Here is an 18,359-nt window from a genome sequence, read left to right as displayed (position 1 = left end):
ATAAAAAACGCCAACGTTAGACGCTGGCGTTTTTTATTTAAAGATTAGTGAGAGCAGCCACAGCCGCCATTACCATCACAACCTTCTTTTTTCTCTTCGTGGTCATGACCACAACAGTCGCCATCGTGATCATGATCATGGCCACCAGCTTGGTGTACATGACCGTGAGCCATTTCTTCTTCTGTCGCAGCACGAACGGCAACAACTTCAACATCAAATGTTAATGTTTGACCAGCAAGCATGTGGTTACCGTCAACCACAACTTCATCGCCATCCACTTCAGTAATTTCTACAGGGATTTGACCTTGGTCAGTATCCGCTAGAAAACGCATACCCACTTCAATTTCATCTACACCGTGGAATACGTTAGCAGGAACACGTTGAACTAGACCTTCATTGTGCTCACCGTAAGCATCTTCTGGAGCAATCGTTGCTGAGAATTTATCACCAGCGACTTTACCTTCTAGCTCATTTTCTAGGCCAGTAATCAGGTTGTTGTGACCGTGTAGGTAATCTAACGGTGCTTCAACCGTTGATTGGTCAACGACAACACCATCTTCAACTTTTACTTGATACGCCAAGCTTACAACAACGTTTTTTTCAATTTTCATATTCGCTCCAAATTCAGATTAAGCGTGAGAATGTGTGAGCACTTAATCTTTATGTGCAAGATAATGGGGATAAGCTAAGCAGATTTCAATCGATATTAATGGATTATTTTACAAATCTTATTAAGATCTGGCGCTTAGCCAACCCTATTCTGGTTTAAAAATACCAATTAATTGCTCAGTCCCGTGCACGCTCTGCTCTATTGCTTGTGGCGTCTTTTGCTCCACATAATCACACTCAACGCACTCCACTACTTCAATTTGGTTTTCTTCCCATACACGCAAACTATCACTTTGTTTACACATCGGGCATTTAGCGCCGGCAATAAATCGTTTCTTGGTTTTCATAACGGTCCTATTTCATAGCCATGAGCTTAGTTAATCCCAATGCTGTTGAGCTTGGCGATCACTTTCCATCTCTCGGTCAAAAATTTCTTCTAATTCTTTACGTGCTTCCTTGGCTCGAATCCCCATATCTTTATCCTCCATGTGCAGAGGTAATAGCTCTTTTAACATTGTCGTATCGAGCTTACGAAAATGCGCTTCAGCCCGCTTCGCTTGGTATGGATGCATACCTAATTGCGTCAAGACTTGCCGCCCAAGATCTAATGCCCCTAAAAAGGTTTCACGAGAAAATAGCGTCACGCCAATATTCATCAATTGATAGGCTTCAACCCGGCTACGAGCACGCGCCAATATCTTTAAATGAGGAAAATGCTGTTTACACAACTCTGCAATTTTCAATACTTCATCAGGAGAGTCCGTACAAATAGCAATCGCCTCTGCTTGTTCGGCGCCAGCTGCACGTAACAAATCAAGTTGAGTTGCATCACCGTAATACACTTTGTAGCCAAATTTGCGTAATAATTGAATTTGACTCGCATCACTTTCTAATACCGTGATACGGATCTTATTGGCATACAGCAAACGCCCCACAACTTGGCCAAAACGACCAAAACCCGCAATGATCACTTTGGGCTCTTCATTCACTACATCCGATTGCATACTCTCCGTATCGTTAATCGTACGGTTAAACCATTTTTGTTGGGCTAATAAAATCAAGGGGGTGGTCATCATAGATAAACTCACCACAACTAATAAGAATGAGCTCACCTCTGCGCCAAGTAAGCCATGACCTTTCGCCGCTGTGAATAATACGAAAGCGAACTCACCACCTTGGCTTAAAATTGCCGCCATACGGCTACGGGCTTTTGCTCGAGTGCCCATCAAACGAGCCAACAAGTAAAGAATAAAGCCTTTTATGGTGACCAACGCGACGACCGCCGCCAAAATTTTAATGGGATACAAAGTCAGTAACCCAAGATTCACCGCCATGCCTACTGACATAAAAAACAAACCCAGCAACAAACCTTTGAATGGTTCGATCGCGCTTTCTAATTCATGACGATATTCACTTTCGGCCAACAGTACGCCCGCCAAAAATGTGCCAAGCGCCATCGATAACCCAAGTTGTTGCATGATAACGGAGATACCAATCACCAACAGCAGCGCCGCCACCGTGAACAGTTCACGTACCCGGCTCATCACTACATAACGAAAAATCGGACGCAATAAATAATGACCGCCGACTAATAGCCCCACCACACCACCAATCATCCAAACGGCGTCGAGCCAATCACCGCCAACATTACCAGCTAATAGAGGAAGTACCGCCAACATTGGGATCACGGCAATATCTTGAAACAGTAAAACCGCAAAACCAGACTGACCCGTTTCGGTTCCTGCCAAGCCTTGTTCTTCGATCACTCGTAGTGCAATTGCCGTCGAAGAAAGTGCTAACCCCATCCCTATCACTAAGCTATTTTGCCAACTCATGCCAAACGTATTGGTAATAACCGAAATAACCAAGGTTGTTACGACCACTTGCGCACCGCCCAATCCAAGAATCGGCATACGCATTTGCCAGAGTTTTTTGGGGTTTAACTCAAGGCCAATCAGAAACAGTAATAACACCACCCCAAGTTCAGAAAAGTGCATCACGCTATCAACATCGCTAATCAATCCCATCCCCCAAGGACCAATCACTATACCCGCCAATAAATACCCCAACACCGAGCCTAAACCTAAACGTTGCGCTAAAGGAACCGCGACAACCGCGGCGGCAAGAAATACCACGCCGCTTTCTAAGAAATCAATTGTTGATGCCATAATCCTTCCTTGTACTATTGACTATCTTTCAGTGGATTCAACAACCAGGAGCGATACGTTTGCGCATGTTCAACACGCACCGCTTGCGCTACATTTCTTGCCCAATAAAGAACCAAAGGTTCAACCCAATGCATCTGACACAGTTTTGCGGTTAACTCAAAAGGCTGCAAAATTTGTTCCAAAGGATATTGATTATACCCTTGAGCCGAAAAGGCCTCTTTCGACCCTCCCGTTGTGATCACACTACGCCAGTATTTGTCTTTTAATGCTCGCCCTTTCCCAAAGGCAAACCCTTTCCCTAATACCGTATCCATCCATTCTTTCATTAAGGCTGGGCATGAATACATAAACATCGGGTGCTGAAAGACAATCACATCGTGCTCCAGCAACAAACGGTGCTCTGAAGCCACATCAATAAAGAAATCAGGATAACAGGCATATAAATCATGCACGGTGACATGAGGCAAGCCATGAGCTGCCTTCAATAGCATTTGGTTAGCAATGGAATTATCGGGATCGGGGTGAGCATAAATAACTAAAACGCGCGGTGATTGTGCGCAGTTATCGTCACTTTGAGTTGGCGTGCTTACATGCTGGTTTATATCGGACATCCTGACTCCCTGACATCGATGACTCTCTATTCAAACAAGATATAAAAACCTTGTCTCTAAGCTTTAGGCAAGTAACCTCCTGATTGCCTACCCCTTAAACGATTGAAACGCCCAAAACCGATTCAGTCAATCTTCATCGCGATAAAGCAAAGGGATAAAATCATCATATCGTAAATCGTATAATAATCGACATTTATCCTTGAAACGCCTAATATTCAAGCCGCTGCATTTTCTGATTTTTCATGCCTAAAATAAGACTTCTATGATTACATTTTCAGACATTCAATTACTTCGTGGTGGTAAGCCACTTTTAGAACAAGCTTCAGCCACTATTCATCCTGGCGATAAAGTCGGCCTAGTGGGGAAAAATGGCTGTGGTAAGTCTACGCTATTTGCTTTACTGAAAAATGAATTATCCATTGATGCTGGTAATTTCCAAATGCCCGCACATTGGGAACTGGCTTGGATTGCTCAGGAAACGCCAGCTTTAGAGCGTGCCGCTTTAGACTATGTGATTGATGGCGATCGTGAATATCGTCAATTAGAGCAAGATCTTGCAGCAGCGGAACAAGCCGACAACGGTACCTTAGTGGCTGAGTTACACGGCAAACTCGAAACGGTTGGTGGGTACACCATCAAATCTCGCGCCGCAGAATTATTAAATGGCCTCGGATTTAGTCAAGAACAAATGCAATGGAGCCTAACCCAATTCTCTGGTGGTTGGCGCATGCGTTTGAACCTTGCTCAAGCCCTACTTTGTCGCTCGGATTTACTCCTGCTCGATGAGCCCACCAACCACTTAGATTTAGATGCCGTATTGTGGTTAGAAAAATGGCTACAAAACTACCCTGGCACATTAATCTTAATTTCGCACGACCGTGATTTTCTTGATCCCATCGTGGGCCGCATTATTCATGTTGAAAATCAACAACTCAACGAATACACCGGTAATTATTCATCATTTGAAAATCAACGTGCGCAAAAGTTAATGCAGCAACAAGCGATGTATTCCAAGCAGCAAAAACAAATGTCGCACATGCAAAGCTATATTGATCGTTTTCGCTACAAAGCCTCTAAAGCTCGTCAAGCCCAAAGCCGAATTAAAGCACTAGAGAAAATGGAAAAAGTGCTCCCCGCACAGTTTGATAACCCATTTAGCTTTGAATTTAGAGAACCTGCAGCTCTGCCGAACCCAATCATGATGATGGATCAAGTATCGGCAGGTTACGGTGATAACTTAATACTAGAACATATTCGATTAAATCTCGTTCCGGGTAGCCGTATTGGCCTACTTGGTCGTAATGGCGCGGGTAAATCGACGCTTATTAAATTGCTTTCCGGCGAACTCAATCCACAAAGTGGTGATTTAACCTACTCTCAAGGCGTGAAAATTGGTTACTTTGCTCAGCACCAATTGGAAACCTTGCATCCTGAAGAAACCCCTTTACAACACATGATGCAGATAGCGCCCAATCATACAGAGCAGCAACTACGTGATTACTTAGGCAGCTTTGGCTTTGTCGGTGAGAAAGCGCTCGATAAAGTCGCACCATTTTCAGGTGGTGAAAAAGCGCGCCTCGTTCTCGCCTTAGTCGTTTGGCAAAAACCGAATTTACTTTTGCTCGATGAACCCACTAACCACCTTGATCTAGATATGCGTCAAGCCTTAACCATGGCACTACAAACCTTTGAAGGTGCGATGGTCATCGTCAGTCACGACCGCTATTTACTCCGTGCTACCACCGATGATTTATACCTGGTCGACGCCAAACAAGTCGTGCCATTTGATGGTGATTTAGGGGATTACTACAAATGGCTTACCGAACAACAAAAGCAAGATAAAAAAGACGCACAGCCTGATAGCACGACGGAACCAAGTCAAAATAGCGCCGCAGCCCGTAAAGAACAAAAGCGACTTGAAGCAGAATTACGTAAACAAAGTGCACCAATTCGCAAAAAACTGACACAACTCGAAGTAAAAATGGACAAACTGAGCGCACAATTAGCCGATGCTGAAGAACAACTTGGCGATGTTTCTCTCTACCAAGATGAAAATAAGGCTAAGCTTACCGAAGTATTAACATTGCAAGCCTCCAGTAAATCTCAGTTAGAAGACGTTGAAATGGAATGGATGGCCTTGCAAGAAGAATTGGAATCTCTTAATCAATAATGACGCAATATAACCCTCTGCCTTTAACTTTTGAACGCTTATGGCAATTTAGTTTGCAACATTACGGCGTGCGTGAAATAAAAGAAGCTTGCTTAGTTTTACAGAACCGGCATAAAGGCAAGGTTAACTTAGTCTTATTATTAAAATGGCTCGATGAACATGAATTGAGCCTTTCTGAACAGCAATGGGAACAATTAGATAACGCGATTGAGCGAACTGAAACCCTATTGCAACAATTTCGAGATTACCGCCGCAAAGCCAAACCTCACTTACCTGATACACTTTATCGTGAATCACTGCAATTTGAATTACAATTAGAACGCCAACAACAATCCGATCTTGTTCATTGTATTAATCATCTTGATCTATCATCAAGAACGAGCCAACCAATGACTCATCTTTATTGTCAAAAACTAGGCGCGCCACACCTGTCAGCCATTTTTTATAAGATAGAAAATTAAAGGCTAATCTTCATGCCATCTACAAAATATATTCCCTTACTTCTGGCCAGTTTCATCACCCTACAAGCAATGGGTCTACCAATTAAAATCGGTGATGCATTGGGTTAGGACAAAGGAACACTAAAAGCGTACCGCTAAGGCACCACCTCTAGTGTTTGGGTAGATAATCATCCTTACTTGGGCGATAACGCTGCTGACTTCACCATGCCACTTGGCTATCGCCAACCTATTTAACCTCAACTGCAATTCTTTAGAATCTGTGGTTTTCTGGAGCTCATAAATGATCATTCCATGGCAAGACATCGATCCTGATACACTCGATAACTTAATCAAAGAGTTTATCCTACGTGAAGGTACCGATTACGGTATGCAAGAAACCTCGCTTGAAACCAAGATCAAACAAGTGAAGGGACAACTAAAATCAGGCAGTGTCGCGATTGTTTTCTCTGAACTGCATGAGAGCGTCGATATCAAATCCATCAATGAGTTGAGCTAGTGAAAAAGCGGTCAAATGGTGCCGCTATTTATTCTTGTGGATCATTCATCTACACTATCTCTCAATATTTAAGTCGAAAGAAAGGATTATCATGTCGGCAAAGCATCCCATTATTGCAGTAACGGGTTCATCAGGTGCAGGAACGACCACCACCTCAGAAACCTTCAGAAAAATGTTCAATATGATGGGCATCAAAGCCTCTTGGGTTGAAGGCGATAGCTTCCATCGCTATACACGCCCAGAAATGGATGTCGCGATCCGTAAAGCCAAAGAGCAAGGTAAACACATCAGTTACTTTGGCCCTGAAGCGAATGACTTTCCCGCTCTAGCTAATTTTTTCCATCAATTTGGCAAAGAAGGTACGGGTAAAGTTCGTCGCTACTTACACAGCTTTGATGAAGCCGTTCCTTACAATCAAATGCCTGGCACTTTCACACCATGGCAGGACCTACCTGAAAATACCGATGTTCTTTTTTATGAAGGCTTACATGGTGGGGTGGTCGATGGTGATGTTAATGTCTCCAAACATGTGGATTTTTTGATTGGCATGGTGCCGATTGTTAACCTTGAATGGATTCAAAAATTCGTCCGTGATACTCGAGACCGTGGACATTCACGTGAAGCGGTGATGGATTCAATTGTGCGCTCAATGGACGATTACTTAAATTACATCACGCCACAATTCTCCCGCACTCACATTAACTTCCAACGTGTACCCACCGTTGATACATCCAATCCGCTTAATGCCAAAGGCATACCGAGTTTGGATGAAAGCTTTGTGGTGATCCGATTGCGTGGAATTAAGAATGTTGACTTCCCATATCTGCTCGCAATGATTGAAGGTTCATTCATGTCACGTCATAACACACTTGTTGTGCCGGGCGGTAAGATGAGTTTTGCGATGGAATTAATTATTCAGCCGCTACTCCATCAATTAATCGAAACAGGAAAAATCGCCTAAAAGTGTTACTCAGAACACACTTAGTGCCGACTCTGTGACATTGAACACGGTTTAATCCCCTAAAACCCCACACTTAGCCGATCAAAGTCAAGAAATCCGCTCTAGAAAGGGGTAGTATTGAAGGGCGACTGCAACAAAGTTTGTAGCTATAACAATTAACACCTATTCTATTTGACCAGTTTAGCCGGTCTCAGGATGAATGACTCAAAACTGAGCAAGCCTTGTAGAGGAAGTAACAAATTATGGTTCTAGGTAAACCTCAAACTGACCCAACATTAAAGTGGTTTCTATCGCATTGTCACATCCATAAGTACCCATCAAAAAGTACTTTGATTCACGCAGGCGAGAAAGCAGAAACCCTTTATTACATCGTAAAAGGGTCCGTGGCTGTATTAATCAAGGATGAAGAAGGCAAAGAAATGATTTTGTCTTACTTGAACCAAGGTGACTTCATTGGTGAATTAGGCCTATTTGAAGAAGACCAAGAGCGTACTGCTTGGGTTCGAGCCAAATCACCTTGTGAAGTTGCTGAAATCTCATTCAAGAAATTCCGTCAACTTATCCAAGTTAACCCAGATATTTTGATGCGTCTTTCTGCACAAATGGCAAAACGTCTGCAAATCACTAGCCAAAAAGTAGGTGACTTAGCATTCCTAGACGTAACCGGTCGTATCGCTCAAACGCTACTAAACCTAGCGAAACAACCTGATGCAATGACGCACCCAGACGGCATGCAAATTAAGATCACTCGTCAAGAGATTGGTCAAATTGTAGGTTGTTCACGTGAAACGGTTGGCCGTATCTTGAAGATGCTAGAAGAGCAAAACTTGATTTCTGCCCACGGTAAAACCATCGTGGTTTACGGCACGCGTTAAGCATTACATCGCGTTTAGCAGAGTTACAAAATTAAAAGCCACTGAATGATAAGTTCAGTGGCTTTTTTAGTATTCGAGTTTCGTTATTCGGGCGCTACGCTGCTTGTGGATCGAAAAAGATGAGAGCCGAGAGCCGAGAGCCGAGAGCCGAGAGCCGAGAGCCGAGAGCCGAGAGCCGAGAGCCGAGAGCCGAGAGCCGAGAAGATTGTGCAGCGAGACAAACTAATGTCAATAATTCTTTCAGCTCCCGAGCCTAGCGTCCTAGACACGAATATCGAAATTACCCTATTGCCGGCAACATCCCAAGGCTGATCATAACTTGAACTGAAATAATCACCACACCAACGGCAAGTGTTAGCATTAAGGCTGGCGTTCCACCGGAAACGGTAAACGACTGAGTCTCTTGGTTTAGGACTCGAGAACGCATCACCATCGCAACCGGTAATAAAATGGCTAAAATCGCTAACGCAATCGCTGCATAACCTAAGGCCATAATAAAACCTTGTGGGTAGAACAGCGCAAAACATAACGGTGGTACAAATGTCACTAGTGCAATACCAACACGGCCACCTTTGCTTTGATTCTTATTTAAGCTGTCACCTAAAAATTCAAATAAGCCTAAACTCACACCAAGGAAGGAAGTGATTAACGCCAAGTCGGCAAAGACAGAAACGACTTGTGAAATCACCGAGCTATGAATCACTTGTGAAAGCGTGCCCACTAAAGCGGTAACATCACCCGCTTGTGAAAGCGTGGCTTGTTCAACCACACCGAGCGTGGCCAGCTGCCATAAGATGTAGACGACTAGCGGTAGTAAAGAACCGAAAACCATCACCTTTTTCAATGCTTGCATATCAAGGTTCAAATAACGCACCACCGCAGGGATGCTACCGTGAAAACCAAAAGAGGTAAAAATCACAGGCAATGCAGCAATAATCAAGCCTTTCTCTAATGGCATATTAAGTAGATGAACCGCTTGAATATTGGGCGTTAAGAAGAACAACATCACGGCCATCGCAATGAGCTTGCAGGTAAATAAAACTCGGTTAACGCGGTCGACCGATGAGGTACCAAACGTCACAATCGCAGCAATAATGATGGTGAAAATCAACGTACCGATACCATTAGATACATCAATAGCAAACCAGTTATGTAATTTTTCATTAAACTGACCACCACCGCCCGCGATGTAAGCGGCACACAGTGCATAGAAAAGAAAGAGCATGGCAAAAGTCGCCACCCATTTTCCTTTGTCACCCAAAAATTGTTTCGCTAACGTGTGTAGAGTGGCATCGTAATCAGCATGTTGGTGCAGCTCTAACATGAGCAATGCGGTATAGGCCATTAACGCCCACATCCCAATCATAATGATTAAAGAAGTGCTAAAACCTAAGCCTGCCGAAGCAATTGGCAAGGCCAACATACCTGCGCCAATCGTAGTGCCAGCAATAATCAAAGTACTGCCAAAAACCTTTGAGTTACTCATGAGTGTGTCTTTTACCTAGTGGAATATTTAGCTGACACATTACCATTTATCAGAAGTAAATCGAGGTGAAAAGTCGAGATATTGATTAAACATTCGACAAAATTGACTTGGAATGGGGTTTTATTGGTGTGTATAAAAATAATTACACATGTAAATAAAAATAAACCCAGAGAGAGATTCCCTCCAGGTTTTGACATCATTGGCTTTCAAAGATTGAAATAATAAAGCTTAAATGCCGTATTGCGCACGGTATGCTTTTACCGATTCAAGCTGCTCAGCATTACCACCTTGCTCTTCAAGGTACGTCACAAGATCGCCGAGGCTAATGATCGAAATCACTGCACAACCAAAATCTCGTTCTACTTCTTGAATCGCCGATAACTCACCTTTGCCTTTTTCTTGGCGATCGATGGCCACTAAAACGCCTGCTAGATCAGCGCCATTGGCTTTAATGATTTCCATCGATTCACGAATCGCGGTACCGGCTGTGATCACATCATCCACCAGCATAATGCGACCTTCTAACGGGTTACCCACCAGATTACCGCCTTCGCCATGATCTTTGGCTTCTTTGCGGTTAAAACAATAAGGCGTATCGATATCGTGATGATCGGCAAGTGCTACTGCTGTCGTCGTTGCAATCGGAATGCCTTTGTACGCAGGGCCAAATAACACATCAAATTCAATACCAGAATCAGCCAAAGCTGCCGCATAAAAGCGACCTAAGCGCGCAAGATCACGACCAGTATTAAACAAACCCGCATTAAAGAAATACGGACTAGTACGGCCAGACTTTAAAGTAAACTCGCCAAATTTAAGAACTTGTTTCTCAAGGGCAAACTCAATAAATTCACGTTGATATGCTTTCATAAAATATCTCTATTTGGTCCCTAGTTTCTAGTGTCTAGTCCCTAGAGGGTTTCATCTTCAATTTCAGCTGTAACAGACTCAAATTGTACTCAAAAAAATAGCCCCTCAATGAGGAGCTATAAAAACAAACTATTCCGCCAGAGTGGCTTTCTGGACCGCGATAATATCGTTAATGCCTTTCTCGGCTAAATCCAGTAACTGATTCAATTCTTGACGAGAGAACGCTTCGCCCTCGGCGGTGCCTTGCACTTCAATCATCTTACCTTCTTCGGTCATCACCACGTTCATATCGGTATCGGCAGCAGAATCTTCCACATACTCTAAATCGCATAACGCGTGCTCACCTAGAATACCCACTGAAACCGCAGCAACGTGACCTTTCATCGGGTTCTTCTTCAATTTACCAGAAGCCATTAATGATTGAATCGCATCAGCCAAGGCAACACTTGCACCAGAAATAGAAGCGGTACGTGTGCCGCCATCCGCTTGAATCACATCACAATCAACGGTGATCATCATTTCGCCGAGTACCTCTAAATCGACGACCGCACGTAGGCTACGAGCTATCAGACGTTGGATTTCCATAGTACGGCCGCCTTGTTTACCACTGGCAGCTTCACGACGGTTACGAGTATGGGTTGCACGTGGCAGCATACCGTATTCAGCAGTTACCCAACCTTTACCACGGCCTTTTAACCAACCCGGTACTTTTTCTTCAACACTGGCATTACACAACACCTTGGTGTTACCAAACTCAACCAATACTGAACCTTCAGCATAAGCCGTATAGTTACGAGTCATTTTAATCGGACGAACTTGATCAGCAGCGCGATCATTTGGGCGTAAAGTTGAAGACATAAAGAAATACCTGATTAGCGATAGAATTGGGGCAAGAGTATAACGAGCTTAACGTTAAAAAGCGATCATCACTTAGCCATTTTCACCTTGAGCTGTGCTACCATAGCGGCAGAAAATCACCACATTATTTAGACTAGGTAATCTTCAATGATCTATAGCATGACCGCTTATGCCCGCAAAGAAATCAAATCTGATTGGGGCAATGCCGTATGGGAAATTCGCAGCGTTAACCAACGTTATTTAGAAACTTACTTCCGCCTACCAGAACAATTCCGTGGTTTAGAGCCAATCCTACGTGAGCGTTTTCGTAAGCGTCTAGCACGCGGTAAAGTAGAATGTCACCTACGTTTTGAAGCGAATACCAAAGCGCAAAGTGCCCTCAACATCAATGAAGATCTTGCTAAGCAAGTGATTCAAGCGGCCAACCAAGTGATGTCGCTAACCGGTGAAGACTCCCGCATTAACCCATTCCAAGTGATGAACTGGCCGGGCGTGATGGAAGCACCAGAGCAAGATATGGATGCTATCCAAAAAGAATTGCTTGCGGCATTTGAAGAAGCGATGACCGATTTCATCGACGCGCGTGGCCGTGAAGGTGCCAATATGAAAGCGCTGATCGACCAACGCCTTGAAGCCATCACAGCAGAAGCTGCCAAAGTCCGTGCTCGCATGCCAGAGATCCTACAATGGCAACGTGATCGCCTAATGAATAAATTTGAAGAAGCCAAAATCGAACTCGACAGCTCACGCGTTGAGCAAGAGCTGATTCTACTGGCGCAAAAATCTGACGTAGCCGAAGAACTCGACCGCCTAGATTCTCACGTAAAAGAAGCCAACAACATTATGAAAAAAGGCGGTGCCTGTGGTCGTAAACTCGATTTCATGATGCAAGAATTCAACCGTGAAGCGAATACGTTAGCGTCTAAATCAATTAGTACAGATGTAACCGCATCAGGTGTTGAGCTGAAAGTCTTGATTGAGCAAATGAGAGAGCAAATTCAGAATATTGAGTAATCAACCACTCTGCATTCAAACTAAAACAGCCCTCTTGATTGAGGGCTTTTTATTACTCTCATTCACACCTAGTTACAATCAAACAGATGCCGATTCGAACTTGAACCCTCATCATCTGTCTCTTAGATGTCTTACATAACATCATGATAAAGGTAAGGTTTGAAAACACTGCATCATCTACGTACTTCTACCGCAACTCGCTGGGCACTGATTCTTGTGCTGTGGGTGGTGTTAGTGTGCCTGATGAAAAATATGAATGTGTTGTCGGCGGCTTGCTCGGTGTCGGCTTCTCAATCGAGTAGTGTCGCTGCAAATTTCACTGCATTTTCTGATAATAGCATTGAAAATACAGTGAAATCGGATAGTGCGAGCGAATGCCACTTATCAGAAAAGCTGCTGCAATTTCATTTTCATCAACTTGATAGCGTGGTGATTAGTAACCTATTACCGAGCTTAATAATTGCCGCCTTCCTGTGGTTTAGTCTTACCTCACATCGAATATTTCATAAACCTCCGGTCCCCAAACGGCGACGTCATTTAGAGCTTTGTATTTTTCAAGAATGATAAATAACCCACCACTCTAATCATCTCCCCCTTTTTATAGGGTGGGTCGTGTTTGTTATTTTCATTGTTAGGAATACTTATGCCATTTTTTACTGTATTCACACGCCTTCAATCTAAGCTTTGTCCATTGCGCTTTGGGTTGTTTGGGCTATTTGCTTTATTCAGCATTCAATTAACCGCCGCACCATTGACGACGGGCTGGATTAAAGCACCACAGCACCCGCCAGTTGAGGTGCAATTTGTATTAACGGGACAGATGGATGCTGACCAGCATGTCGCCGGTTTTATTGAAGTCAAACTCGATGATGACTGGAAAACCTACTGGCGTTCTCCGGGCGAAGGCGGCGTGTCTCCAGAGCTAAACTGGCAAGCCCCCAGTAATATCGAAACGGTCGATTGGCAGTGGCCTTATCCGCAGCGTTTTGATGTTTTAGGCATCGAGACCCTCGGCTATAAGCATGATGTGTTATTTCCATTATCGATTAAGGTCGAGGATAGCCACCAGCCCGTGACCTTTAAGGCCAATTTAAGCTTATCGTCTTGCTCAACCGTGTGCGTGATCACCGACTATCCGTTAGAGCTCAGCTTTACTCCATCAGACTTACAAGCGGATCCGGAGGCGATGCGCCGTTATGCTCAAGCGGTCAGTTTAGTGCCGCAAGATTCGTCTCGATTGGATAATGCACGAGCTACATGGGATGAATCTAATCATAAACTGCAAGTCTCTCTCACCAGTCAGCAAGGTTGGCAGCAACCTGATCTGTTTATTGATGGCAAGGCAGAAAATGTTGCCGATAGCAGTTTTTCTCACCCAAGGGTATCGATTGATGGTAATCAGCTGACGGCTTGGTTTGATGTTTCTAATTGGTTAGGTGAGCCGAATTTAAGCGGTGAATCGGTACAAATCACGGTGGTCGATAAGCAATTTATTGCCGAACAAACCATTGCGTTAACCGATGGACCGGTTATTGAAGCCGGCGCAGGCTCATCATTATTGACGATGTTTCTCTTTGCTTTGCTAGGTGGTTTGATCCTCAATGTAATGCCGTGCGTGCTCCCAGTATTAGGTATGAAACTCACCTCGGTATTAAGTGTGGAACACCAGCAAAAATCACAGGTGAGAATGCAATCTTTCGCTTCGGCGGCTGGCATTATCTTTTCGTTTTGGTTAATTGCCGTGAGCTTGGCGCTCCTTAAGTGGTCTGGTCAATCGATTGGTTGGGGCATTCAATTTCAAAGTGCCGGCTTTCTTGGTGTGATGGCTCTAGTTACCGCTTTGTTTGGCGCCAATATGCTGGGTTTATTTGAACTGCGTTTACCTGCTTCGATGAACACTTGGCTCGCCACGAAGGGAGGCAATAATCATTCCGGGCACTTTATACAAGGTATGTTTGCAACATTATTGGCCACGCCTTGTTCTGCGCCGTTTCTTGGTACCGCAGTCGCCTTTGCACTTGGCGCTTCCTGGTTAACGTTATTTCTGATTTTTACCGGTCTAGGCATCGGCATGGCCCTACCTTGGCTATTGGTGGCGCTGCGCCCTTCATTAGCATTAAAACTGCCTCGACCGGGTCAATGGATGAATCGCCTGAAAGTGGTATTTGGCTTGATGATGCTCGCGACCTGCGTGTGGCTCATCACTTTGCTCTCATCACATCTATCGACCGGACTTCTATGGGCGATAAGTGCCTGCGCTTTGTTATTGCTCGTTTGGCGTAGTGTTCAGGTATTTGGCGGCCGCTTGGTTGGCATCACCGCCAGTCTAGGGTTAATTGCCGCGGCATTAGTCTTTTTCATTGCCAGTCTCACGGCTGATCATTGGCGCTCGCCGTTGCCCGCCGAGTTAAGCTGGCAGCCGCTAGATACTCAGCATATCCAACAACAAGTCGCGGCAGGTAATACCGTGTTTGTCGATGTAACGGCGGATTGGTGCATTACCTGTAAAGCCAACAAGATCGGCGTGCTGCTGCAACAACCGGTTTATGACGCGCTGCAACAAGACAAGATTGTACGCATGCAAGATGATTGGACGGTGCCCAACCCACAAGTGAGTGAATACTTACAATCCTATAATCGCTTTGGCGTGCCGTTCAATATTGTGTATGGACCGCAAGCGCCGCAAGGTATTGAGTTACCTGTGATCTACTCCAGTGACGATGTGATGCAAGCCATCGCGCAAGCCTCGGGAGGTGTTCAATGAAGTCGATAAAATCAAAACTGATTGGGCTATTCAAGTACCTATTATTGCTGATTATCGTCTCAATTGCGGTTGATCTATGGCGTAGTCAGTCAGTACCAACACAAACCAGTTTTACCCTCAAAGCAGAAGATATTAATCAACAATGGATTGATATTGAGGCGCTTAGCCAACAGCAACTTGTGGTGGTGTACTTCTGGGCGAGCTGGTGTTCGGTGTGTCAGTTAGTCACGCCAAGTGTTAATTGGGTGAGCGATTACTACCCCACGGTCGGCGTTTCCCTATCATCTGGTGAGTCGCACAAACTGCAACGCTACTTTGAATATAAACAGTTGGGCTTTGCCAACATCAATGATCCTCGTAGCCAGATCGGCCAACAGTGGGGAGTGAATGTCACGCCAACCATTTTCATCGTAAAAAATGGCGAGATTAAACACATCACCACCGGCTTTACCTCGCCACTCGGTTTACTTGCCCGTCTATGGCTAAGTTAAGTCGCATACCCCTTTTATTAAGTTTCACTTGGGAATTATTTATTATGAGAACCACTATGATGAGAACCACCATAAAACAACGCGCTGTAATTTGGCTTGGACTACTGATGATGAGCTTGCCGGTAACGGCGCGACAAGCGGCAACGTTGCCACAAGCCACTGAGCAGAAAATCAATGACATTAGCCAAATGCTACGAGATAACCCACAAGTAGTTGATGATCTCCATGAAAGCTTACAACGCTATGTACACCAACAAAATCAATTTGATGCGGTGTTAAAACAACACCATGATTATATCTACAACAACCCAGACCAACCGTCTTACGGTGCGAAACAACCGTCTTACGGTGCGAAACAACCGAAACTGACGATTGCATTTTTTACCGACTACAGCTGCCCTTGGTGTAAAAAACTCACGCCGGTATTACAACAATTAGCCGAGAAATATCCGGAGCTAAAAGTCGTGGATATTCTCGTACCACTAAAAGAAATCAATAGTGATGAAAACTCGGCTTCTTATGCGCTGAACACTTGGCAAAATCAACCTACCAAGTTTGCGCAAGTCAGTGAGTTATTGGTCAACAAGCCAGGCAGTCACAACCCAGGCTCATTGTTACGAGTCGCCAAGAAAACCGATACTCGTCAACAATTGGAGCCTCAAGACAAAACGCACCAGCAAGTCACTAAGAACTATCAATTATTTGCGCAACTTGGCTTGCAGGGCACACCCGCAATGCTCATTGGCGATCAGGTGATTCCTGGCTATTTACCGATTGAAAAACTCGAGCCGATTATTCAAGCGCAACTCGCCCAATAATTGATCAAGCCCCACTAACCCACAAAACAAAGGCGGCTAGCAAGTGGCCTTTGTTTTATTTTTAACGTTCTTTTACTTTCACCCCTCCTTTATTATTGCCACCCAAGAACAGATGTTTAGACGTCTAGACGTTGACAATCCCTTGTGCAAGCTTTACTCTGCGCGGCCTGTTTTGTTTTCGATATTCCTTACTATTGGTGTGTTATGTCTGCCCCTGAATCATCAACGTCAGCTCCATCTCATCGCCCTGCACCGTCCGCATTGGCATTATTACCGTTAGGTGTATTTCTCTCGTTATTCATTGGAGTAGGCACTTACTTAACCATGCAAGGAGTGGATTTTGCGTTTTATCAACTGCCCGCCCCTATTGCAGCATTGCCTGCTATTGTGGTGGCGATTTTATTAAGCAAAGAAAAGATCAATAAAGCCATTGAACAATTTTTAAGTGGCGTTGGTCATCAAGACATCATCGCGATGTGCATGATCTACTTGCTTGCGGGTGCTTTTGCGGCGGTCGCGAAAGCTTCTGGTGGCGTTGATGCTACGGTGAACCTAGGCTTATCGTTATTGCCTACCAGTATGATCCTACCGGGTATCTTTTTAATCTCTGCTTTTATTGCGACTGCGATGGGTACGTCGATGGGCACTATTGCCGCGGTTGCGCCAGTGGCGGTCGGGATCGCGCAATCAGCAGGAATGAGCATGCCACTCACCGCTGGTGTCGTATTAAGTGGGGCGATGTTTGGTGATAACTTATCAATCATCTCTGATACCACTATCGCAGCGACTCGCTCACAAGGCTGTGAGATGAAAGATAAATTCCGAGAAAACGTTAAAATCGCCATTCCAGCTGCATTGATTGCGCTTGTCATTTTTGCTTTAAGCAGTACGGCGACGCAAACGCCAGCCACCGGTGATATTGAATGGTTGAAAATCCTGCCTTATCTCACCATTCTGGTGTTGGCGGTTTCAGGTCTGAATGTGTTTGTGGTGCTAAGTTTGGGCATTGTGTTAGCCGGTGGCGTCAGCTTATATTCAGTACCGGATTACGCACTCAGCCAACTGGGCAAAGATATCTATGCTGGCTTTGGCAACATGCAAGAAATCTTCTTATTGTCGATGTTAATTGGTGGATTAAGTGAACTGATGCGTCAACAAGGTGGTCTGGCATTTTTAACCCAATTAGCCAGCCGCATCATCCATCAATTCGGCGCAAAACATTCTGCTAAAGCGAACTCACGTGCCAGTGAACTCGGCATTGCCATTTTAGTCTCTCTAACCAATTTCTGTACCGCTAATAATACCGTCGCCATCATTGTATCGGGCAGTGTGGCTCGTGAATTGTCACAACAAAATGGCGTCAGCGAGAAACGCTCGGCTAGCTTGCTCGACATTTTCTCTTGTGTCACTCAGGGCATTTTGCCTTATGGTGCTCAAATCTTATTATTGGGCTCGGTATTTCAATTATCACCGCTAGAAATTGTCTCTAACTCTTTCTACTGCTTTATTTTGGCTGCTTGCGCGATCATTGCGGTATTTGTGAAAAACCGTCACGCCTAGTTTAATAGTGAAATATGCCTTCTAATGAAAGCCGCTTACCGGTTAAGTGGCTTTAATTTTATCGGCAAAGCCAGCTTACAGATTCAAATTCTCAACACCTTATGCTACTCTGCGCTCCCTTTTTTTATCCTTATTGTTTTTAATGCT

Annotated in this window: 18 protein-coding genes; 11 read left to right on the top strand and 7 right to left on the bottom strand. The window is 44.5% G+C overall.

Annotated features, from left to right (window positions below; translation table 11 throughout):
• Positions 1 to 44 precede the first annotated feature (44 nt).
• From slyD to kefG, 4 genes are all read right to left on the bottom strand, one after another.
• A complete protein-coding gene (slyD, locus tag VRUMOI_RS01360; protein ID WP_089140008.1) occupies positions 45 to 611 on the bottom strand; it encodes a peptidylprolyl isomerase in 567 nt (188 codons plus the stop codon).
• Between the two features lie 144 nt (positions 612 to 755).
• Complete coding sequence (locus tag VRUMOI_RS01355; RefSeq protein ID WP_089140007.1) at positions 756 to 956, bottom strand: YheV family putative zinc ribbon protein; 201 nt, start codon at positions 954 to 956, stop codon at positions 756 to 758.
• A 30-nt stretch (positions 957 to 986) separates the two neighbouring features.
• Positions 987 to 2,777 carry a glutathione-regulated potassium-efflux system protein KefB gene (kefB, locus tag VRUMOI_RS01350; RefSeq protein WP_089140006.1) on the bottom strand — a complete coding sequence of 597 codons (1,791 nt, stop codon included), beginning with the start codon at positions 2,775 to 2,777 and terminating at the stop codon, positions 987 to 989.
• 14 nt (positions 2,778 to 2,791) lie between these two features.
• A complete protein-coding gene (gene kefG, locus VRUMOI_RS01345) occupies positions 2,792 to 3,388 on the bottom strand; it encodes a glutathione-regulated potassium-efflux system ancillary protein KefG (protein WP_089140005.1) in 597 nt (198 codons plus the stop codon).
• Positions 3,389 to 3,650: 262 nt separating this feature from the next.
• Between kefG and VRUMOI_RS01340 the strand changes: the two genes are divergently transcribed.
• The 5 genes from VRUMOI_RS01340 (at position 3,651) to crp (ending at position 8,351) form a co-directional block, all read left to right on the top strand.
• Complete coding sequence (locus tag VRUMOI_RS01340) at positions 3,651 to 5,558, top strand: ABC transporter ATP-binding protein (protein WP_089140004.1); 1,908 nt, start codon at positions 3,651 to 3,653, stop codon at positions 5,556 to 5,558.
• The gene (locus VRUMOI_RS01335) at positions 5,555 to 6,019 is read left to right on the top strand and encodes a TIGR02444 family protein (protein WP_089140003.1); all 465 of its coding nucleotides are present in this window, start codon (positions 5,555 to 5,557) and stop codon (positions 6,017 to 6,019) included. Before VRUMOI_RS01340 ends, VRUMOI_RS01335 begins: the two co-directional genes overlap by 4 nt.
• A 280-nt stretch (positions 6,020 to 6,299) precedes the next feature.
• On the top strand, positions 6,300 to 6,515 hold the full coding sequence (locus VRUMOI_RS01330) for a YheU family protein (protein WP_089140002.1): 216 nt from the start codon (positions 6,300 to 6,302) through the stop codon (positions 6,513 to 6,515).
• Between the two features lie 91 nt (positions 6,516 to 6,606).
• A complete protein-coding gene (locus VRUMOI_RS01325; protein ID WP_089140001.1) occupies positions 6,607 to 7,476 on the top strand; it encodes a phosphoribulokinase in 870 nt (289 codons plus the stop codon).
• 242 nt (positions 7,477 to 7,718) lie between these two features.
• On the top strand, positions 7,719 to 8,351 hold the full coding sequence (gene crp / locus VRUMOI_RS01320) for a cAMP-activated global transcriptional regulator CRP (RefSeq protein ID WP_089140000.1): 633 nt from the start codon (positions 7,719 to 7,721) through the stop codon (positions 8,349 to 8,351).
• A gap of 280 nt (positions 8,352 to 8,631) precedes the next feature.
• On the opposite strand, the gene VRUMOI_RS01310 is transcribed toward crp, so the two are convergent.
• From VRUMOI_RS01310 to rph, 3 genes are all read right to left on the bottom strand, one after another.
• A complete protein-coding gene (locus tag VRUMOI_RS01310) occupies positions 8,632 to 9,837 on the bottom strand; it encodes an aromatic amino acid transport family protein (RefSeq protein WP_089139998.1) in 1,206 nt (401 codons plus the stop codon).
• Between the two features lie 228 nt (positions 9,838 to 10,065).
• Complete coding sequence (pyrE, locus tag VRUMOI_RS01305) at positions 10,066 to 10,707, bottom strand: orotate phosphoribosyltransferase (RefSeq protein WP_089139997.1); 642 nt, start codon at positions 10,705 to 10,707, stop codon at positions 10,066 to 10,068.
• 129 nt (positions 10,708 to 10,836) lie between these two features.
• Positions 10,837 to 11,565, bottom strand: coding sequence for a ribonuclease PH (gene rph / locus VRUMOI_RS01300; protein WP_089139996.1), 729 nt, complete (start codon positions 11,563 to 11,565; stop codon positions 10,837 to 10,839).
• 147 nt (positions 11,566 to 11,712) lie between these two features.
• Here rph and VRUMOI_RS01295 point away from each other — a divergent pair, with 147 nt between their 5' ends.
• From VRUMOI_RS01295 to VRUMOI_RS01270, 6 genes are all read left to right on the top strand, one after another.
• Positions 11,713 to 12,579 (top strand): YicC/YloC family endoribonuclease, encoded by an 867-nt coding sequence (locus VRUMOI_RS01295; RefSeq protein WP_089139995.1) that lies wholly within the window; start codon positions 11,713 to 11,715, stop codon positions 12,577 to 12,579.
• A 159-nt stretch (positions 12,580 to 12,738) separates the two neighbouring features.
• Positions 12,739 to 13,143, top strand: a complete 405-nt coding sequence (locus VRUMOI_RS01290; RefSeq protein ID WP_089139994.1) for a hypothetical protein — start codon at positions 12,739 to 12,741, stop codon at positions 13,141 to 13,143.
• Between the two features lie 79 nt (positions 13,144 to 13,222).
• Positions 13,223 to 15,343, top strand: a complete 2,121-nt coding sequence (locus VRUMOI_RS01285) for a protein-disulfide reductase DsbD family protein (protein WP_089139993.1) — start codon at positions 13,223 to 13,225, stop codon at positions 15,341 to 15,343.
• Positions 15,340 to 15,834 (top strand): protein disulfide oxidoreductase, encoded by a 495-nt coding sequence (locus VRUMOI_RS01280; RefSeq protein ID WP_089139992.1) that lies wholly within the window; start codon positions 15,340 to 15,342, stop codon positions 15,832 to 15,834. The genes VRUMOI_RS01285 and VRUMOI_RS01280 overlap by 4 nt, the downstream gene beginning before the upstream one ends.
• A 56-nt stretch (positions 15,835 to 15,890) precedes the next feature.
• Entirely contained in the window at positions 15,891 to 16,652 is a 762-nt protein-coding gene (locus VRUMOI_RS01275; RefSeq protein WP_231897471.1) for a DsbA family protein, read from the top strand.
• Between the two features lie 204 nt (positions 16,653 to 16,856).
• Positions 16,857 to 18,212: a Na+/H+ antiporter NhaC family protein gene (locus VRUMOI_RS01270; protein WP_089139991.1), complete on the top strand. Its 1,356-nt coding sequence runs from the start codon at positions 16,857 to 16,859 to the stop codon at positions 18,210 to 18,212.
• The last annotated feature ends 147 nt before the right edge of the window (positions 18,213 to 18,359 follow it).

Source organism: Vibrio rumoiensis (assembly GCF_002218045.2).
Taxonomy (GTDB): Bacteria; Pseudomonadota; Gammaproteobacteria; order Enterobacterales; family Vibrionaceae; genus Vibrio; species Vibrio rumoiensis.
Note: the sequence above shows the minus strand (reverse complement) of the source record. Positions and strands in the feature narration are given on the sequence as shown.